The organism is Patiriisocius marinus (assembly GCF_008974325.1).
Taxonomy (GTDB): Bacteria; Bacteroidota; Bacteroidia; order Flavobacteriales; family Flavobacteriaceae; genus Patiriisocius; species Patiriisocius marinus.
Map to the genome: position 1 here is coordinate 186,219 of NZ_BKCG01000005.1, position 21,850 is coordinate 208,068.

13 protein-coding genes are annotated in these 21,850 nt (G+C 36.6%); all 13 read right to left on the bottom strand.

The features are described 5' to 3' along the window. Positions 1-2: 2 nt before the first annotated feature. A complete protein-coding gene (locus GBH57_RS10870; RefSeq protein ID WP_151674516.1) occupies positions 3-4,340 on the bottom strand; it encodes a CusA/CzcA family heavy metal efflux RND transporter in 4,338 nt (1,445 codons plus the stop codon). Positions 4,341-4,628: 288 nt separating this feature from the next. Beyond that, positions 4,629-5,942, bottom strand: coding sequence for a sensor histidine kinase (locus GBH57_RS10875; protein WP_235904695.1), 1,314 nt, complete (start codon positions 5,940-5,942; stop codon positions 4,629-4,631). Between the two features lie 56 nt (positions 5,943-5,998). Then, entirely contained in the window at positions 5,999-6,667 is a 669-nt protein-coding gene (locus GBH57_RS10880; RefSeq protein ID WP_151674518.1) for a response regulator transcription factor, read from the bottom strand. A gap of 558 nt (positions 6,668-7,225) precedes the next feature. Next, positions 7,226-9,193: a heavy metal translocating P-type ATPase gene (locus GBH57_RS10885; RefSeq protein WP_151674519.1), complete on the bottom strand. Its 1,968-nt coding sequence runs from the start codon at positions 9,191-9,193 to the stop codon at positions 7,226-7,228. A 41-nt stretch (positions 9,194-9,234) separates the two neighbouring features. Beyond that, positions 9,235-9,651, bottom strand: a complete 417-nt coding sequence (locus tag GBH57_RS10890; RefSeq protein WP_151674520.1) for a Fur family transcriptional regulator — start codon at positions 9,649-9,651, stop codon at positions 9,235-9,237. A gap of 11 nt (positions 9,652-9,662) precedes the next feature. After that, complete coding sequence (locus GBH57_RS10895) at positions 9,663-10,886, bottom strand: efflux RND transporter periplasmic adaptor subunit (protein WP_151674521.1); 1,224 nt, start codon at positions 10,884-10,886, stop codon at positions 9,663-9,665. A gap of 2 nt (positions 10,887-10,888) precedes the next feature. Beyond that, positions 10,889-15,286, bottom strand: a complete 4,398-nt coding sequence (locus tag GBH57_RS10900) for a CusA/CzcA family heavy metal efflux RND transporter (protein ID WP_151674522.1) — start codon at positions 15,284-15,286, stop codon at positions 10,889-10,891. Positions 15,287-15,407: 121 nt separating this feature from the next. Further along, a complete protein-coding gene (locus GBH57_RS16375) occupies positions 15,408-15,725 on the bottom strand; it encodes a DUF6660 family protein (RefSeq protein WP_373865837.1) in 318 nt (105 codons plus the stop codon). A gap of 46 nt (positions 15,726-15,771) precedes the next feature. After that, positions 15,772-17,502, bottom strand: coding sequence for an efflux RND transporter periplasmic adaptor subunit (locus tag GBH57_RS10905; protein WP_151674523.1), 1,731 nt, complete (start codon positions 17,500-17,502; stop codon positions 15,772-15,774). Between the two features lie 4 nt (positions 17,503-17,506). Then, complete coding sequence (locus GBH57_RS10910; protein ID WP_151674524.1) at positions 17,507-18,001, bottom strand: DUF305 domain-containing protein; 495 nt, start codon at positions 17,999-18,001, stop codon at positions 17,507-17,509. A 21-nt stretch (positions 18,002-18,022) separates the two neighbouring features. Then, on the bottom strand, positions 18,023-18,733 hold the full coding sequence (locus GBH57_RS10915) for a PepSY domain-containing protein (RefSeq protein WP_151674525.1): 711 nt from the start codon (positions 18,731-18,733) through the stop codon (positions 18,023-18,025). A gap of 1 nt (position 18,734) precedes the next feature. Beyond that, positions 18,735-19,322, bottom strand: coding sequence for a DUF2911 domain-containing protein (locus GBH57_RS10920; RefSeq protein ID WP_144782607.1), 588 nt, complete (start codon positions 19,320-19,322; stop codon positions 18,735-18,737). Positions 19,323-19,333: 11 nt separating this feature from the next. Beyond that, a complete protein-coding gene (locus GBH57_RS10925) occupies positions 19,334-21,838 on the bottom strand; it encodes a heavy metal translocating P-type ATPase (protein ID WP_144782605.1) in 2,505 nt (834 codons plus the stop codon). Positions 21,839-21,850 lie beyond the last annotated feature (12 nt).

The window sequence follows — 21,850 nt, forward strand, 5'->3', positions numbered from 1 at the left end:
TTTTAATTGGTTAAATAGTTTAACTCTAAAACGGTATTGTTGTACTTGTTTAAGTTCTGTAAATAATTGATTTCAATGTTTTTTGAACTCTCTAAAAGCTGCACATATTGTAAAAAATCTATCTCGCCATTTTGAAACGCTTTTGAAGCTGTTGTTGTTAATTGCTTAGAAAGATCTCTTCCTGTACTTTGATAATAATCAACTGTTTCTTGAAACTTTTTTAAATCAGAAAGCAAGGCGTCGTATTTTGATTGTAATTGAATTTTATAGTTTTCAAATTCATTAGCAATAATCAATGTTTCTGTCTTAGCTGCATTGATTTTTGATTTATGTGCTCCAAACCATAATGGTACTGCAATACCTACTTGAAATCCATTATAATTTCTTGCAGCTACACCATTGTTTGTGCCTTGAAATACTGATAATTGTAAATCAGGTAAAATCTTTTGTCGCTCTAATGAAAGAGAAGATTTAGCTAAGTTTTCTGCTGAATTATAATACATTAGTCCAGGATGATCTGTTAGACTGAATTCTTTTAATTCCAGTCTTGGTAACACATCTTCTGAAACCGTAATTGTTGAATCGGTCTGTACCCATTGATTTAACATTGTGTAGGCTTTAGAAACGTCTTCGCGTGCTTGAGAAAGTGCGATAGCGATTTCTTTTTGCTTGGTTTCAGCCGTTAGTTTTTCTAATAAATTAGTTTCCCCTACATCGTATCTCTTTTTAGCAGCTCTTGCAAATTGACCATATAAGCTATCTAAATAGACATATTGCCTCACAAGATTATTGCTATAGACTACATTATAATAGGCTGAATTAACCTCTTTAGTCAATATTCTTTCATTTAGACGATACTGCTGCGTTATTAATGCTACTTTTTGTTTTTCTACTTTGCGCTGTGCGCCATATACTGTTAGGAATTGAAGTGATTGACTAATGCCTAACACCTTTAATGGCAAACCATTTTCGGCAATGTTATTTTGGTCATAGCTATAGTAAACTTGTGTTTTGTCCAAATTAAAAGCACTTCCTACCAACTGTTCTGATTGATTAATCTTTTTCGCGTAAGCTTGCAATCCATTATTATTTTCAATAGCCATTTTTACAGTCTGCTCAACATTTACTGGGTTTTGTTGTGCCTTACCAAAGAATGGTAAAAACAATAAAAGCATAATGCTTAGAGCCTTAAAATTCACTTTTGTTTTTATTTTAGGATGATGTCCTTTTCTGTCGAACATTGCATATAAAATAGGCAGTACAACTAAAGTTAAAACGGTTGCAGTTATTAATCCACCTACAACTACTGTTGCTAATGGTCTTTGTACTTCGGCGCCAGCGGAAGTTGATATTGCCATAGGTAAAAATCCTAAAGCTGCTGCTGCTGCAGTTAATAATACTGGACGCAATCTGTTTTTTGTTCCCATTAAAATTCGCTTATTAATATTGCTGACACCGTGTGCTTTTAGTTCTTTAAACTCTTCAATCAACACAATACCATTTAATACTGCAATACCGAAAAGTGCAATAAACCCAACGCCTGCCGAAATGCTGAAAGGAAGGTCTCTGATATACAGAAGCATAACGCCACCTATTGCAGATAATGGAATGGCGCTATAAATCATTAACGCCTCTTTTACAGAATCGAAAGCGAAGTATAACAGCACAAAAATTAATATTAGCGCAATGGGTACCGCTACTTTTAACCGTGCTGATGCAGTTCTTAAATTTTCAAATTGACCTCCATAGCTTATAGAATATCCAGTTGGAATCTTAACATCTCTTTCAATGATTACTTGCACATCTTTTACAACAGATTCTAAATCTCGGTTTCTAACATTGACACCTACTACGATACGACGCTTGGTGTTATCACGTGAAATTTTAGCTGGTCCTTTGGTGTAGCTTATGTTCGCAAATTCGCTAAGCGGTAATTTAGTACCATTAGTTAATGTAACCGATGCGGTTTCTAAGTTTTCAATATCTTTTCTGTGAGCAGCATCAAAACGCAATACTAAATCAAATTGTTTTTCGCCTTCAAAAACAGTTCCTGCAGGCATTCCTGCAAATCCCATTGTTACCACTTTATTTAAGTCTTCAATGTTTAATCCATATTTAGCTATTTTCTGGCGGTCATATTTTACAGACATTTGTGGTAAACCAGCTGTTTTCTCTACAGAAATATCAGCTGCTCCTTCCACATTTTGAATAGCCTTTTCTATTTCTAATGCTTTTCTATAAAGCACATCTAAATCTTCTCCAAAAACCTTGATAGCTAAATCTGCTCTTACTCCTGTAATCAATTCATTAAATCGCATTTCAATAGGTTGTGTAAATTCAAAATCTACACCAGCAATTTCATTGGATAATGCTTCTTTAAATTTATCTGCTAATTCGTCTTTAGACTCAGCAGAAGTCCATTCACCTTTAGGTTTCAATTTTATGATAACATCACTTTCTTCCATAGACATTGGATCTGTTGGCACTTCGGCAGCTCCAATTCTACTTACCACTTGTTCTACTTCAGGGAACTGTTTTAGTATTTTTTCTATTTTGGTAGTGGCTTCAATCGTTTTACTTAATGACATTCCTGTTTTTAGAACGGGTTGAATCACAAAGTCACCTTCATCTAAAGTAGGTACAAACTCGCCACCCATTCTTGTAAATAGAAATCCTGTAAAGACTAACAATCCTACAGCCATACTTAATACCAATGTCTTTTTACGCAATGCCCAAGTAATGGTAGGTCGGTATTTGTTTTCTAAAAATGTAATAAGTCTTGATGATATGGTTTTCTTTTCTGTATTAGAAGGTTTAATAAACAATGAAGCCATTACTGGAATGTAGGTAAAGCATAACAGCATTGCACCTATAAGCGCAAAACAGAATACCAATGCCATAGGACGGAACATTTTTCCTTCTACATTAACTAAAGACAGAATAGGTATAAAAACGATGATGATAATTAATTGCCCAAATACCGCAGAGTTCATCATTTTTGAAGCACCTTGATAGGTAATGGTATCAATTAACCCTTGTCGTTCTTCTTTTGGAAGCGCTAATAATTTAGCTCGTTGACTTGTGATTTTAAAGGCGATAAATTCGACTATAATTACAGCACCGTCTATTATAATACCGAAGTCGATCGCACCCAAACTCATCAAGTTTGCATCGACCCCAAAAATGTACATTAACGAAAGCGCAAACAATAAACATAATGGAATTACAGAAGCCACTACTAAACCAGAACGCAGGTTTCCTAAAAGTAAAACCACTACAAAAATCACGATTAAACATCCTAAAATCAGGTTTTCGGCAATTGTGAAGGTCGTTTTGGCAATAAGTTCGCTACGCTCTAAAAATGGGTTGATTGAAATTCCTTTAGGTAATGAGGATTGTATTTCTGCCACACGTTGTTTTACTGCCTCGATTACAGCATTAGAATTGGCATCTTTAAGCATCATTACTTGACCTAAAACTTTTTCGCCTTCTCCGTTTCCTGTGATAGCACCAAAACGGTTAGCGTGACCAAAGCCTACATTGGCCACATCTCTAACATAGACAGGAACATCACCTTTATTTGTTACAACAATGTCTTGAATGTCTTCTATTGAAGACACTAAGCCTTCACCTCTTATAAAGTAACTTTCATTAATTTTTTCAATATAACCACCTCCGGCAACGCTATTGTTTTTTTCAAGCGCATTAAAAACATCGAAAATAGAAACATCCATTGAACGTAGACGTTCTGGATTAACCGCTACTTCATACGTCTTTAAGTAGCCTCCCCAAGTATTTACTTCTACAACTCCTGGTATTCCAGAAAGCTGACGTTTTACTACCCAATCTTGGATGGTACGAACATCTGATAAGGAATATTGGTCCTTGTATTTAGGGTCTACATCAATTACATATTGATAAATTTCTCCCAAACCGGTAGAGACTGGCCCCATAAAAGGTTTACCAAAACCAGCTGGTATTTTTTCTTCGGCACTTTTTATTTTCTCAGCAATAAGTTGACGCGGTAGGTACGTACCCATTTCATCATCAAAAACTACAGTAACTACTGATAATCCAAATTTAGAAATAGAACGAATTTCTGTTACTCCAGGTAAGTTTGCCATTTCTAACTCTACTGGGTAGGTTAAAAATTTCTCAACATCTTCGGTCGATAAGGTTCTTGAGGTGGTAATAACCTGAACTTGATTATTGGTCACATCTGGAACTGCTCCAATAGGTATATTGGAAAGGGAATACAAGCCGAATCCAACGATTCCTGCAGTAAATAATAGCACAATAAGTTTGTGATGAATACTGTACTGAATAATACGTTCTAACATTTTTTTGGTGGTTAATTAAAATAATGAAACAAATGTAGATGGGTTATCTAATTGTAATCTAAACGGTTTCTTAAGATTAGCTTAAGATTGATTATTTATGTGTTACTCTAAAAAACAAAAGCCCTGAGAAACCTCAAGGCTTTTGCAACTACTAACCAATAAAAACCAACCAAAATATTTAAAGGTCAAGAGGGGGAACTGTTTTCTTTTTCAAGAGTTATTAAGCTAATTCTTTATAAAAGTAATGCTGTAATTTTAAGACTGTCTAAGGATAGTCTTAAGATTGGCTTAAAAGTAAACAGTAAAAGTGGTTCCAACGTTCAACGTGCTTTCTACTTCAATGTTTGCATCAATAGCATCTGCAGCTTTTTTGGCTATTGATAGTCCCAAACCATTTCCAGAGATAGTCTTGTGATTTAGTGCATCAGATCTAAAAAAATGGTTGAATAAATTATCTAAATCTTCATTTTTTATTCCAATACCCTCATCTTGAACTTTGCAAATAGTTTCTGAATCTAATTGGGTAATTGATATGTGTATTTTGGTAGCATCCTTAGCATATTTTATAGCATTACCAATAATATTTTCTAATATAAGGTTACTAAAATACTGAGGGACTGAGGTGTCATTTACTGTTTCATTTTTAAAATCAATCGAGAGTTTCTTTTTTGTAATCTGATTTTTATGTCTTGAAAGAATTTCGTCAATGATTGTTGTTAAGGAAATGGACGCTTTGTTTTTTTGCTTTGAATTAGTATCTAATCTTGCTAACAACAATAATTGTTCGATAGTGGCAGTCATTCTGTCTATTTCTGTAAGACTAAACTTAATTTTGTCTTCATATTCTGATTGCTCCCTTGGTTTACGAATTAATACTTCCAGCGTCCCTTTTAAAGTTGCTAAAGGTGTACGTAATTCGTGAGAAGCGTCCGATGTAAATTGACGTTCTCTTTCGATAGCATTCTCGATACGCTGTAATAAAGCATTAATACCAGAAGACAAATCAAACAGTTCATCTTTGTTTTGAGGAAGTGCAACGCGTTCGTTTAAGTTGTTTTTGGTGATTCTGTTAGTAGTCTCCGTAACTATTTGTACAGGAATGATACTTCTACCTGCAATATATTTTGATATAAAATAAAGGCTTGCTAAGAGTACTAAATAGACAAAAAATAAAATATTTCTTAAATTCAATAACACCATTAGAGAGGATTCTAATGGCATAGCCGCCACAATAAAACCTTTTATTTTACCATCTTGTTCAATGGGTAATTGAATCTGTCTTATGGGTTTACTATTGAGAGTTTCGTTATAGCTTCCGCCAAAATTGGCTTCAGAATTGTATGCAAGTTCGTTTTCTTTAAGATTAGGGGATTTATCCATAAAAGAACCGTTACTATCCAAAATTTGGATAAAAACAGGATTTACTTGAACCTCTCTATGTTCGCGTTCTTCCCACTCTTTTTTGTTTTTAATTTTGATGCTGTCACCAACAATTTTTATTTCTTCGGTATGCTTTTCAGCTTCAAAAGAAAGGTCACTATCTATATTTTGATACACCACACCTTTTACCACAAAGAATACAACTGTAAATGCTACAGCCATTATAACTGCTGTGGCGATCATATAATGTAACGCAACCCTATTTTTAAAACTTAAATTCATAGCTCCTTCGCAATGTAACCAACACCTCTAACGGTCTGGATATAGTTTTCGTCCTTACTCAATTTCAATTTTTTACGAAGCGCATTAATAAAAACATCAATAACACCTGTATTATAATCAAAATGTATATCCCAGACACTTTCAATAATTCGGGATCTTCTACATACTATACCTTTATTACGTAATAAGTACTCTAACAAAGCAAATTCTTTTTGTGTTAAGTTGACTTCTTCTGTTCCTTTAAACACTTGATAGGTTGTTGTGTTCAGCGTGATATCTCCAATTTTAAAAATAGAATGTTCTCCAGATTTTGGTCGTAATTGCACTTTTATGCGTTCCAGAAGCTCTTCAAAATGGAAAGGTTTTTTAATGTAATCATTTGCGCCAGCCTGTAGTCCAAAAACAGTTTCGTCTATGGTGTCTTTAGCGGTCAAAAATATGATAGGTGTTTCTTTAAATTGTTTTCTAAATTGACGGCATACTTCAATACCGCTTAAACCAGGAACCATCCAATCTAATAATAAGAGATCATATTCTCCTGACAGTGCTAATTCTAAACCTTTTTTGCCATCTTCTGCAATATCTATAGCATAGGATTCTTCTTCTAATCCTTGCTTTAGAAAATTAAATATACCTGGTTCGTCTTCTACTATTAGTATTCGCATTGTACAAAAATCAATTCTTAAATTTAAAGTAGCATTAGTTGTTTCTTAAGATTTGCTTAAGATATAATTTATTGGTTACATATCTTCATTAGAAGTAGAAGATGGTTTGAAGAAAAATAGTGAAATTTAATACAAGTAGCACATTGCAATTCATACTCCATTTAAGAAGGTAATTTAATCGTTGGACTAAACCAAGCCTCATCTGAGTTGACTGCTGCGAACTTATTAGAAATATTGGGGTGAAAATTGAAACTCTAAATTAAAGAGAAACAATATATGTGCTTACTTGGATCATTTTTTTGTCAAAACATAAATAGCCAAAATATTATATATTGAACTTAAACGAGAAATTATCAAACTTTTACTTATTTCATAATCAAATGATTAACAAAAATCTAAAATTTACAATAAAGCTAAAAAGTTCTTTAAACAATTAGTTTAAAGAGCTTTACATAATGTTCGTGACCTCGAAGGGACAGAGTTCAAACTTTTTGAATGAAGATATTAACCTAATTATCTCAAAATCAATAATTATGAATAATTCAGCATCTTAATGATTTAATCCCACTTCATCTTTTGCAACCTAACGGCATTTAAAATAGCGAGCAATGCTACACCCACATCTGCAAATACAGCTTCCCACATTGTGGCTAGACCACCTGCTCCCAAGATTAGAACTATAATTTTGACTCCAAAGGCTAGAACAATATTCTGCCAAACAATACCTCTTGTGGAACGTCCTATTTTTATAGCACGTGCAATCTTCGAGGGTTGGTCATTTTGAATGATGACATCTGCGGTTTCAATAGCAACATCACTTCCAAGGCCTCCCATTGCAATTCCTACATCACTTGCTGCTAGTACTGGTGCATCGTTAATTCCATCTCCTATAAAAGCAACCTTAGTACCTGGTTGTGCTTTAAGTTTTTCTACTTCGTTGAGTTTGTCTTCTGGGAGTAATCCTCCTTTTGCCCAGTCAATGCTTAATTCTTTGGCTACTTGCTGAGTAATGGAATCTTTATCGCCCGATAGCATAATAATTTTAGTAATACCTGACGCACGTATTTCTTTAATGGCTTGATGAGCATCCTCTTTCAACTCATCTGCAATAGTTACATAACCAGCAAATTTACCGTCAATTCCGACCATCACTATGGATTCAACAATACTATCAGTTTCTGATGGAACGTTAATAGTGTTTGAAGTCATTAAAGCTTTGTTTCCTACCAGCACGGTTTTCCCGTTTACGGTTCCTTTCAATCCTTTTCCTGCGATTTCAGTTACTTCGGTTGCATCATAGTCGGCACCTTCGGCCTTGTATTCCATTATGGCTTTAGCAATGGGATGAGTGGATTTCTCTTCCATTGCCATTAAGTATTTCATAAAGTCCGCTTTCGCGAAAGCGGAATCACTTATAACTTCCTTTATTTTAAACACACCTTTAGTTACCGTTCCAGTTTTATCCATCACAACGGTATTATTTTGGGTCATTGCGTCAAGAAAAGAAGCTCCCTTGAATAAAATTCCATTACGAGATGCTGCTCCCAATCCACCAAAATATCCCAGCGGAATAGAGATTACCAATGCACAAGGACAAGAGATTACAAGAAAGATTAAAGCTCGATATAACCAGTCTCTAAAAACGTAATCATCTACAAAAAAGTAAGGAAGTAATGTGAGACCTATCGCTAAAAAAACTACAATAGGCGTATAAACACGAGCAAATTTTCTAATGAATAATTCAGTTTTAGATTTACGAGCTGTGGCATTCTGTACCATATCTAGGATACGTGCAATAGAACTGTCCTTAAACTCCTTAGTAGTTTCTACCTCAATAACTCCATCAAGATTGATACTTCCTGCAAATACAGATGCTCCTTTCTGGACTGTATCTGGTTTGCTTTCTCCGGTAAGAGCAGCGGTATTGAAAGAACCTATATCTGAAAGTAATATTCCATCAAGAGGCACTTTTTCTCCTACGCGTACTTGAATTGTTTCGCCTATTTCTACAGTTTCGGGATTTACCGAAATGAAATCGCCATTGCGATACACTAGCGCCTCATTAGGCCTTACATCTAATAGTGCTTTGATATTTCCTTTTGCTCGGTTAACCGCTGCTTGTTGAAACAATTCTCCCACTGCATAGAATAACATCACAGCCACACCTTCGGGATATTCGCCTATCGCAAATGCACCCAAAGTCGCAATGGACATTAAGAAGAATTCCGTAAAGAAATCTCCATTCTTAATACTGTTCCATCCTTCCTTTATTACTGGAAAGCCAACAGGAATGTAGGATATAGAGTACCATACGATTCTTATCCATCCTTCAAAGAAAGGAATGGCGTCAAAATAATCAACTGCAATACCTATCATAAGCATTACAAAGCTGAAAATCGCAGGTACATAGGTCTTGAATTTTGAGACACTTTCTGGACTGCTATGATTGTGTCCATCATCGTGACTATGCTCGCCTTGATGATTTTGAGCATCTATATCTCTTAAGTTTACTTTTTTCTTTTTCATAATTCAAATTTATTTTAAAATAGTGTGCAACGGAAGTGCAATTATCGTCCACTACATTTTTCACATATTCCTTTAAGTACCAAGTTGGCATTTTCGGCCACGTAACCATCTGGCAAATTGATATGTGGTATTTTATGTTCTGTCAGACATACGGTCTCATCGCAATTATGGCAATGAAAATGTAAGTGTAAATCTTGTTCCAAATCGCAATTACATCCAGGTTCACATAAAGCATATTTGGTAATACCTGTACCATCTTCTATGTGGTGTACAATTCCATTTTCTTCAAAAGTCTTTATGGTTCTGTAAAGTGTGGTACGTTCCGCTTTCGCGAAAGCGGACTCAATATCAGTTAACGCCACCGTAATCTTCTTTTCAGCCAAGTATTTATAAATCAAAATACGCATCGCCGTAGGACGTACTTGATGATTTTCTAATGTTTTTTCTATTTCTGTCATTTAATAGTTTTTTAATGGCTGTGCTCTGCTTCGCCTTTTTTCATCTCAGCCATTAGGTAATAGGCATTATTCATAGCATATTGCTCGTCTTTTTTATTGGGTTCCAAAAAGCTAACAGCTACCCAATCTCCATCTTTTGCTACAGTAATAATCTCTACAGGGACAAAGCTCCAGTCATCACCTTCTCTCATTGCTTTAAACACAAAAGCTTTTTCTCCTTCAATAGATATCGCAGTTTCTGGAAATGCCATAGTAGTTGAATTATCCGTTTGGATACGTCCTTGAATATACATTCCAGGAATGAGGTTTCCCGCCTTGTTTTCTATTTCTGCGTGCACGTGTAGTGCTTTTGGGTTTTCCTCAAAAGTTTTACTTATCGAGTAAATTTCTGCTGTGAGTTGCTTCCCAGGAATGGATTGAACGTTGAACGTTACTTTTTGTCCCTTTTCAACTTTATAGACATCTTTTTCAAAAACCATCAAATCTGCGTGAACGTGATGTGTGTTTACTATGTCCATTAAGTCTGTTTGTGGTTCTACATACTGACCGGTTTTTATTTCCACTTTTTGTACAAAACCTTCAATAGGACTGCGTAACGCCACACGTTGATAAATCGTTCCATTTCTTACACCAGAAGCGTTAATATTAAGTTGCTTTAATTGTGCTTCCAGACCATTGACCATCGCAAGAGAGGCTTTATATTCGGCTTCTGCACTTTGAAAGTTAGCACCGCTAGCTACACCAGCATCGTAAAGTGTTTTCTGTCTATCGAATGATTTTTTGAGAAACTGACTATTACTATATGCGTTGAGATACATCGTTTGTTTCTCAATAATATTAGGATGTGATATGTAGGCAACAGCTTGTCCTTTCTTAACTTCATCTCCTTCTATAACTTCGATAGAAACTACATTTGCTCCTATTACAGTTGTAATAGTTGCCTCATTTTGTGGTGGTACTTCTAGCTGTCCATTAGCCTCTATATAACCACTCATACTGCGCGTTTGTAATGTGTCTATAGACATTTGCAAAGTTTCGTACTGTCTTGCAGTTAACATTACTTCTTCGCCTTCAGCGTGATTTTCTTCATTATGTTCACCATCGCTATGTTTAGATTCAGATTCCGAATGTTCATCTCCTTTTTTAGACGTTTCGTTTTTTGTGTCTCCACAAGCTGTCATAGTTATAACGAGCAATAACAGCCCAATCCATTTATATATTTTTAAGTTTTTCATTTTTATAAGGTATAATATTCAAGTTTGAATAATGCGGTTAAATACTGTTCTAATGCTTCTAGCGCATCCATTTCTGTTTGTATAGCATCACGAATAATCTGTGTAAATGCAGCATAATCTACAGCACCTTCTCTATAAGCGAGCAATGCTCCTTTACGTTGCTCTTCTGCAAGTGGTAAGGATTCATTTTTATAAAATTGCCAAGCTTCTTCCCACTTTTGATAAGCTTGCAATGCTTGTTGATATTCCGATTCAATCTGTCGCTCTTTAAAATCAGCGTCAGCAGTAACTATTTGGCTCGCTATTTTTGCTGCTTTAGCTCGACTTTTATCAGAACCTGAAAAAAGAGGAATTGATATACCTGCTTGATAGGTATAAAAACCACTATTTCCATTTACTTGCTGGATACCACCTTGTAAATTAAATGTAGGTAACAAGTTTGCTCGTGCTACATCATAATTAGCTTCGGCTTCTTCTACACGCTTCCGCGAAAGCAATAGTTCTGGATGCTGACTTACATTCTTATTGAAATTGGAACCAAGGACATTAGATTGATAGTCATCAGGCACCGTATAAACAATCTCTGAACCTAACCAGAGATTTAATTTCTGTAATGCTATGGTATAATCTCGTTGCGCTTGTTGATACTTATTTTTAATTTGCAATACCTGGTTTTTTGCAGATGCATATTCTAATCGCGAAATAGCTTCAACTTCCAGATTAAGTTCGACTGCTTTTGAAAACTGACTATAAATAGAGTCTAGCTCCTTATATAGCTTCATCTTACGTTTTTGCTGAAAAACTTCTGACCAAGAATTTTTCACTTCTTGGGTAACTTGAATTTCTGTAAGGTTATAAGCTGCTTCAGCTAGTGCAATACGTTGTTTTTGTAATCGCTTTTTTGCGCCTATGCTTAGTAAATCAATGTTCTGCTGTCCAATTCCTATTAATGTATAAATTCCCTGACCACTCGCTATTTCTTCTCCACCAGTGAAAAGTTGCGTGCTTCCCAAATCATATGCACTAGCCTTGAGCACATTTTGACGTTGTATTTCCAGTTTGCCAGTTTGCAATGAAGGGTAGCTCTGTCTTGCCATAGTTACAGCACTATCTAGTACAATCTCTGGATAGCTTTCTTGCTGAACAATAGTTGTGTCCATTCTACTCGCGACTTCTTGCGCTTTTGCACTTGGTATGGTAAACAATAAACAGACAATTGCTGTGGCAGTTACATAGTTAGGATTGAGTTTTACTTTACGTTCTGAACGTTTTTCTACCCATTGATAAAAAATAGGAAGAATAAACAGCGTAAGTAAAGTAGAAGTCAATAATCCACCTATTACTACGGTTGCAAGTGGTCGTTGTACTTCAGCGCCAGCAGATGATGATATGGCCATAGGCAAAAACCCAAGGATATCTGTCAATGCGGTAAGCATAATAGGTCGTATCCTGCGCTTTGTACCTTCTACAATTCTGTCTCTTAAATTAGTAACACCTTCTTCTTTAAGCTCATTAAGACCGCTTATCATAACAAGTCCATTAAGAACTGCAACTCCAAAGAGTACAATAAAACCAACACCTGCAGATATACTAAATGGCATATCACGAAGCCATAAGGCAAACACTCCACCAATAGTTGCCATAGGAATTGCGAGATAAATCATTAACGTTTGTGGGAATGATTTTAAGGCAAAATAAATAAGAATAAAAATGAGTAAAAGCGCAATAGGTACAACGGTTTGTAAACGATTACTAGCGCGTTCTAAATTCTCAAAAGCACCGCCATAGCGCAAGAAATAGCCTGGTGGTAGTTCAAATTGCTCATCCAGTCTTACTTGTATATCCTCTACAACAGATTTTACATCACGACCTCTAATATTAATACCTACATATGTTCTCCTATTTGTATTATCACGACTTATTTGCATAGGTCCAGGTTCATAAGAGATATTTGCCAATTCCTTTAAAGGGATTTGAGCTCCTGATGGCAAATTGATGAATAGATTTTGAATGTCATTGATACTTGTCCTGTTTTCAGCTTTTAACCTCGCAACAAGGTCAAATCTTTTTTCTCCTTCAAATATGACACCTGCTTTTCCACCAGCAAATGATGCCTGTACCACACTATTAAGCTGATTGATTTCTAAGCCATATTGTGCCAGTTTGTTCCGATTGTAGTTTACAGTGATTTGAGGCAAGCCGTCTATCGCTTCCACCTTCATATCTGCCACACCAGGAACGCTTGCAATAATTTTGCCCATCTCTTCAGCTTTGCTCGCTAATATATCTAGGTCTTCGCCAAAAAGCTTTATTGCAACATCTTCACGTACACCTGTGAGCAGTTCATTAAATCGCATTTCTATAGGTTGAGTGAATTCAAAATTGACACCAGGCACAATGCTCACAGCTTCCTTCATTTTATCCAGCAGTTCTTCTTTTGAACTAGCTGATGTCCACTCATCACTGGGTTTTAAAATCACAAACACATCTGCAATGTCCATAGGCATTGGGTCTGTAGGTACATCTGCAACACCTATACGGCTGATGATGGTTTTTACCTCTGGAAATTCAGATTTCACAATACGTTCAATCTTTGTTGTGGTTTCGATAGTTTCAGTAAGTGAGCTTCCCGGTTTTAAAATGGCGTGAAATGCTAAATCACCTTCATCTAATTGCGGTATAAATTCTCCGCCCATTTTTGTAAAGGCAAATATGGCAACCGCAAAAAGAGCAACAGCAACACTTATGATTACCTTTCCTTTACTCAGCGATTTAGTAAGTAGCGGTTCATATTTACGTTCCACCCAATGCACAAATTTATCTCCGTATGACTTTTTATCATTTTTAGGCACACGAAGAAATAACGCTGAAACCATAGGAACGTAGGTAAGACACAATATCATTGCACCTATCATTGCAAAGATGAATGTGAGCGCCATAGGTTGAAACATTTTACCTTCAACACCTTCTAGTGCGAGAATAGGAAGGAATACAATAAGGATAATAAGTTGACCAAAGAAGGCTGCATTCATCATTTTTTTAGATGCTTTTGCCGCTATTTCATCGTTGAGTGATTTTCTGTTTTCCGCTTTCGCAAAAGCGTTACTCTTATCGACTTCTTGTTTTTTAACTATGTAGGAATACATCAAGAAAACTGTGGCTTCTACAATGATTACAGAGCCATCAACAATGATCCCGAAATCGATAGCACCTAAGCTCATTAAGTTTGCCCATACATCAAAAACGTTCATCAAAATGAATGCAAAAAGAAGAGATAGCGGAATGGTAGAGGCTACAATAAGGCCACCACGCCAGTTTCCTAATAAGAGAACTAAAACAAAAATGACTATTAAACCACCTTCCAGTAAATTACCAGTTACCGTTCCAGTAGTCTCTGCAATTAACTCACTTCGGTCTAGAAAGGGAACAATGCTCACGCCTTCTGGTAGAGATTTTTGAATTTGCTCCATTCGAGTTTTCACATTCTCAATAACCTCGTTAGAATTTGCTCCTTTAAGCATTAGAATCATACCACCAACGGCTTCGCCTTTTCCGTCTTTAGTTAGCGCACCATATCTTACTGCACTTCCTATATTTACAGTCCCCACATCCTTAATCTTAATTGGAATACCGTTTATGGTTTTTACAACCATATTCTCGATGTCAGAAGTTGTTCTTGCTAGACCTTCGCCACGTATAAAATTTGCTTGATGATTACGCTCTATATAAGCACCTCCCGTATTTTGATTATTGTTTTCTAAAGCTGAGAAAACGTCAGAAATCGTGATACCAATGGCTCGTAGCTCATTAGGATCTACAGCCACTTCGTATTGCTTTTGATTACCACCAAAGGCATTGACTTCTACCACACCTGGAACCATAGACATCTGGCGACGTACAATCCAGTCTTGCATCGTACGCAGTTCTGTTGCGGTATACTTATCACGCATTTTATCATCTATCTCTAGCGTATATTGATAAATTTCACCCAACCCAGTAGATATAGGTCCCATAGCTGGTTCTCCAAATCCTGCTGGTATTTGTTCTTGTACTTCGGGCAGTTTTTCTGCGACTAACTGTCGTGGCAAATACGTACCGATATCGTCATCAAACACGATGGTAACTACTGATAGCCCAAAACGAGATACAGATCGTATCTCTTGAACATTAGGCAAATTACTCATTGCTATTTCGACAGGATAGGTTACAAATTGCTCAATATCTTCTGTCCCTAGATTAGGTGATTGAGTTATTACCTGTACTTGGTTATTTGTAATATCTGGTACCGCATCTATAGGCACTTGTGTTATACTCCATATCCCTGCACCTATAAGTGCAAAGGTGAGTAACCCAATAATGAATTTGTTATTGATTGAAAAATCAATGATTCTATTAATCATTTAATTGTGGTATTAATTCAGTTAATAAATGGTTTATGCGCTTTCACGAAAGCGAAAACACAATGAATATCTCCTAAAAAGAAATATTAAAACAGGATATAGCTATCCTATGAAAACTGAATTATGCCCGTGGTGGTTGAAATAAGGAAAGGGAAATATCCTTACCTATGCTGTCAAAATAAACAGTAGAAAGTTTATAGTCCGCTGGGTGGTAAAGGTCTAAAATATTTAATCCAAAATCCAACGTGTGAACGTGACAGCAATGACAATGACAAAAAGGGGAACACGTATCAAGTAAATTGTGGTCGTGATCTCCAGTATCAATTTGTGAAAATTCTATTTGCGTACTATCCTCAGAAGAGTCAACATTTGCATCACTGCAAGGCGCAAAATTAAGCGCGAGCAGATATAAAGAGAATATGAGAGTAAAAATTTTCACAATACAAAGATAACAGAATTATGATGCAACTGGATTGCAAAGGTTTTTATTTGATTTCTTCAATCACGCTTCCACAAGTAAGCATAGCATCTCCATAGTACGGATTACGTATATCTTTTTCTAAACTCATCCAGATGGCTCCTTTATTATTATTTGCCATAGGACATTTCTGTACGTACAGAGTATTAGAACCTTGCTCTGCATTCATAGCCAGTGCAATTAGGTTTTCATTTAAAATAACAAAGTGTTCTCTTTGATTTTCTATATTTTCATTACTTGAAATAGCATCTAGCATTTTGAGGGACTGCTCAAAATGTGATTTTTCCATTTTACCTAAATCATCTGTTTTAATCCCTTTAAACTTTTTAAATGCCGCTTTTGCGAAAGCGGAAACCTGACCAGCATCACTTGTTACAAAAGCGTCCTTCATCTCTAAATAAGACGTCATAGCTGTTTGAAGATCTTTCTGAAAAGTTTGAGGTAGGTCAATTTTCATAGCTTGCATATCTGCCATCTCTTCAACAACTTTTCCTTGATTCATCATTGATTTTTTTCCTTGCAATTGTGCAGCAGCATCTACCGTAAACGTCCCGTTGGTTACAATTTCATCGCCATCTTTTAAACCAGTAGAAACTTGATAATTCTCTCCAGATCTATTACCAAGCGTTACTTCTCGCATTTCAAATACAGGTTCATTAGGATTGGTCTTGATATAAACTAATGAGCGTTCTCCTGTCCAAAGAACAGCACTTGCAGGAATAGTTACGGTTCCAGAAGATGTAGTCTGAGTAGTTCCTTCGATTTTTCCAGTGACAAACATCCCTGGTTTAAATAAATCGTCATTATTACTCAAAGTTGCTCGTACGGTTACCGTTCTCGTTGCATTATTTAAAACGGGATCTATAAATGAAACGGTCGCATCAAACTCTTTATTTGCATACGCATTTGTAGATACTTTAATTTTCTGACCTTTTTTAAATTGTGATATTTGATTTTCGTAAGCATCAAACTCTGCCCATACAGAGTTGAGGTTACTTACTCTTAGAATGGGTTGACCTTGTTTGACATAGTCACCTTCTGCTGCCATAACCATAGCAACGGTTCCAGAAACCGTGGCGTATATTGGGAAATTCTCACGCACTCTGCCAGAGGTTTCGATTGCTTCGATTTGTTTATCTGAAAGCTTCCAGAGTTTCAACTTGTTTCGCACTGCTTTATACAATGCAGGTTGCGATTCTTTTAAAGCAGCCGTAGTTAAAAGTTCTTGTTGAGCAGCTATTAGGTTAGGTGCATAAATAGTGGCCAGTAATTGACCACGATTTACAGTTTGCCCTTCGTAACTTACATTTAGCTTTTCAATTCTTCCATCAAAATAACTAGCCTGTACAGCATTGTTCTCTTCATTTGTTGCAATTTTTCCTGAAAGTGAAATAATACCATCATCTTCAGAAGTTGCGCCATTACCTACAATTGTTGTTTGAATATTAGCTAACGCCATTGCATTTTCTGTCATTTTAATCTCGTTTGCAGCTAGACCTTCTGCACTAGATTCTGCTGGGATTAAATCCATCCCACATATAGGGCAATCGCCTGGTTCTGGTTGCATAATTTGTGGATGCATCGAGCACGTCCACATTTGGTTTGTAGTCTCTTCTGAATGGTTGTGAGCTTCAGCAGTTGTATTTATATCTGACGATGGAGAATTACCAAAAAGTAACCATCCTGCTAATAAGCCAATAACTAAAGCAACCCCTATATATAGAATATTCTTTTTCATACTATTATTTCTCGTTTTGTAAACGTTCGATCATCGCATTCATTTCTTCAATCTCCTTACGTTGTGCTTTGATAATATCGTTGGCCAATTTTTTTACTTCTGGATCTTTAATATCTGCACGCTCACTGGTCAATATTGCTATGGAATGGTGAGGTATCATAGCTTTCATCCAAAGTACGTCCCCAACAGTAGATTTTTGCTCACGTACTAATCCTAACGCACCAAGAAATAATACAGCACTCCCTATTAAGATGGCGATATTCTTCTTCTTATTTTTATACATATCAAGCATAAAAAGCAGCATTATTACAGCCATTGTAGAAATACCCAGACAAACCATATAAAATCTGGTAAGGCTAAATCTTACGTGGTCAAACTCATACGTATTTAAATACATTGTAATATACATTGCTATAAATGATGCTCCCAGCATCAAAAAAAACTTTGTGTATTGGCTCATTCCCTCTTTGTTGTTTTTGTGTTCCATTGAATTTTCCATAATAGTTAATTTTAGTGTTAATTATTTACGTTTATTTTTATTCATTTTTCTAACAGTAGGCGAACTTGTATACCACAGTAAAAACCCGCTGAGTACTGTTATTAATCCTAAAAGTGAAAAAGCTCTTAGGACTATTGTATTAAAATTGTCTCGCCCTTGATAGTCCATTGTATGGGTCATCCATAAGAAGTCGAACCAGCGCCAATCTCGATGACGTACTGTTTGAAAAGCCCCATTCTCAATTGCCACATAAGCCTTAAGGTTTTCATCAGTTCTATATGAAATCTCATAAGCTGGCAAAGGTCTTCCGCGATACTCGTGATGATCGCCAACAGTTTCAATCCTTTGTATTTGGTTAAATTCTAAATCAGACAACATATAACGCTCCGCTACTTTTATTGCTTCCTGTTCTGTGAGTTTATCTTTTTTTACTCCTGTAAGCGCATTATAAAGTGTTGCTTCATTAATCCAATAGTAAGGTGCATCTGCTATTTCAAGAAGCTCTAGTGATCTAATAGGCTCTTGAATACCTAATTGAGAACTTCCCAACAAATCCACAAATGCAGCTTGCTCAGGATTTTCTTTTTTAAATTGGTCACCGTGAATCTCATCAATATCCGTCCAACTAAAGTACATTCCGCTAATAGTCCACATCAAAAATTGAACGCCTAAAAAGAGGCCCAAATAGCGATGTGCTTTTCTAATTTTAAGAGCTGTCTTTCTTTTAACCATTTTAGTTTACTTCAAATGGAAATTCAACAATGACCTTTTCCCAACTTAAACTAATTGTGCCTGATGTATTGTTAACCTTAGTTACTTTGTACTCTAGATGTTCCTTGATTTCTTCGGAAATTTTAGGGGCTACTTTAAATCGCAATACATCATTATTCTCGTCATATTCATCCTTACCGTGTTGGTCCCAATTGGTATTAAAAATGATTGTCCATTCTTCTTGATTAGGAATAACAAAGAATCCATACTTTCCAGCATTCAATACTTTTCCATCAATGGTTAAATCTTTATTTGTTTCCATCCAAGTTGCATTATGTGCACCTGCCTGCCAAACAGCGTCATAAGGAAGTAATCCTCCAAAAACGATTCGATTACGAACTCCGGGCGATGAATAGTCAAAATGGATGTGTGCATCTCCCACCATTGCCATTGTACTTGTATGTGGACTCAATGGTTTTTTCTTATCTGGTTCAGCACTTTTTGTTTTTTGCTCCGTCGTTTCTTCACTCTGTGGTTCTTGCGCATTCTTTGAAGTTTCTTTACAAGAGACTAAGAGGATAAGGCATAAAAGAATGATACTGTTTTTCATATAAGTATGGTTTAGTTAATTGATTTTGTTTTAAGTCTAAGTGCATTCACGATTACAGAAACCGAGCTAAAGCTCATTGCCAATGCAGCAATCATAGGCGAGAGTAGAATTCCGAAAAACGGGAACAATACTCCTGCTGCAATAGGTACACCGAGTGTGTTATATATCAAAGCAAAAAATAGATTTTGCTTAATATTCCGCATTACTTTATGGCTTAAATTCCTTGCTTTTACGATGCCGTGCAAATCTCCTTTTACAAGCGTTATCATCGCACTTTCAATAGCGACATCTGTTCCCGTACCCATTGCAATACCTACATCACTCTTAGCGAGTGCTGGTGCGTCGTTGATACCGTCGCCCGCCATTGCTACGACTTTGCCTTGTTCCTGTAATTTTTTGACTTCATCAAGTTTGTTCTCGGGTAACATTCCTGCCATAAAGTTTGCAAGGTTCAATTCACTCGCTACGGCTTGAGCTGTATCGTGATTATCGCCCGTAAGCATAATGACATCAATACCTTTTTCTTGAAGTTCCTTAATTGCCTTAGCGCTTGTTTCTTTGATTTTATCGCCTATTACTACATATCCTAAAACATCGCCATCAATGGATAGATACGAAACTGTCTTACCTTGTTTCTGAAAAGATTTTGCTTCGGTTTGCATTTCAGAGGATAGCGTAGCATTTGCGTACTCCATCATCTTTGCATTTCCCAAATCGAGTTTTTTTCCATCAACTGTTCCTTCTACGCCTTTTCCTGTTACTGCGCTAAAGTTTTCGGTTTTGGATATTTCAGTTTTCTGTTCCTTTCCATATTTCACGGTAGCTTCGGCAAGTGGATGCTCGCTGGAACTGTTTAGGGATGCGATAAAATTTAGAATCTCGCTTTCGCGAAAGCGGTCTCCAAAAACACCTATTTTCTCTACCGTTGGTTTTCCTTCCGTTATGGTTCCTGTTTTATCCACGATGAGCGTGTCTACCTTATCCATTTTTTCGAGCGCTTCGGCATTTTTAATCAGCACTCCGTTTTGAGCACCTTTACCCACGCCCACCATTACTGACATAGGTGTAGCCAATCCTAAAGCGCAAGGGCAAGCAATAATCAATACCGCGATGGCATTGACCAATGCATAGACATATGCAGGTTCTGGACCCCAAATTGCCCAAACCGCAAATGTGATGAGTGAAATAACAACTACAACTGGAACAAAATAACCTGAAACCGTGTCTGCTAATTTCTGAATGGGTGCACGACTGCGACTGGCATCGTTTACCATATGTATAATTTGGGAAAGCAAGGTGTCGCTACCTACTTTTTCGGCTTTCATTAAAAAAGACTGGTTTCCGTTAATTGTACCGCTGCTCACTTTATCACCTTCAACTTTATCGACAGGTATTGGCTCGCCAGAAATCATCGACTCATCCACAGTTGTTTTGCCTTCAGTAATCTTACCATCTACAGGAATTTTATCGCCCGGCTTCACTCGTAGTATATCGCCTTTTTCAATCTGGTCAATAGAAACTTCTTCTTCATTTCCATTAACTACTTTAATTGCTTTATTGGGTGCGAGCTTTAATAATTCCTTTACTGCGGAATTGGTTTTACTATGCGCACGGGCTTCCAAAACTTGACCCATCAATACCAATGTGAGAATTACGGTAGCGGCCTCAAAATAAACGTGAACCGCACCAGATGCTGTTTTGAATTGTTCGGGGAAAAAATCTGGAAACAACATTCCAAAAACACTAAAAAGCCACGCAACGCCGGCACCTATGCCAATAAGCGTGAACATATTGAGATTCCAAGTTTTGATGCTTCGGTAGGCACGCTCAAAAAACATCCAAGTGGCATAAAACACAACTGGAATAGATAGCCCGAATTGAATCCAGTTCCACCATTTTTGCTCCATTATATCGTATAATGGATTATTAGGAATCATTTCACTCATAGCGATTATGAAAATAGGTAGTGTGAAGGCTACAGCAACCCAAAACTTCTTTACTAACTTTTTATACGTTTTTTCTTCTGCTGAACTATCGGCTTCCATTGGGACTAAATCCATTCCGCAAATAGGGCAAGCTCCAGCTTCGTCTTTTACGACTTCTGGGTGCATTGGGCAGGTCCATTGTTCTGAAGTTACTACTGATAGATTTTGCTCTTCGACCAAATCCATACCGCAGACAGGACAATCGCCTGGCTTGTCATAGGTTTTATCGCCTTCGCAATGCATTGGGCAATAGAAGGTGCCAGCTCCTTTACCTTTTGGTTCTTCTTTATTTGCCTTTTTTGTATGGTGTTGGTGTTCTTCTGAATTATGAATACTATATCGACCACCATCATTTTGTAAAGCCTCTTGAAACGTCTCTATTGCAATGTGAGATTCCATTTCGATTGTAGCTTCTGCTTTCTCTAAATTTACCGAGGCGTTAGTAACACCTTCCACTTTAGAAAGTGTTTGCTCTACGTGATTTCGACAACCGTTGCAGGTCATTCCTTGTATGTGATAGGTGTGTTTCATAATTTTCTAAAT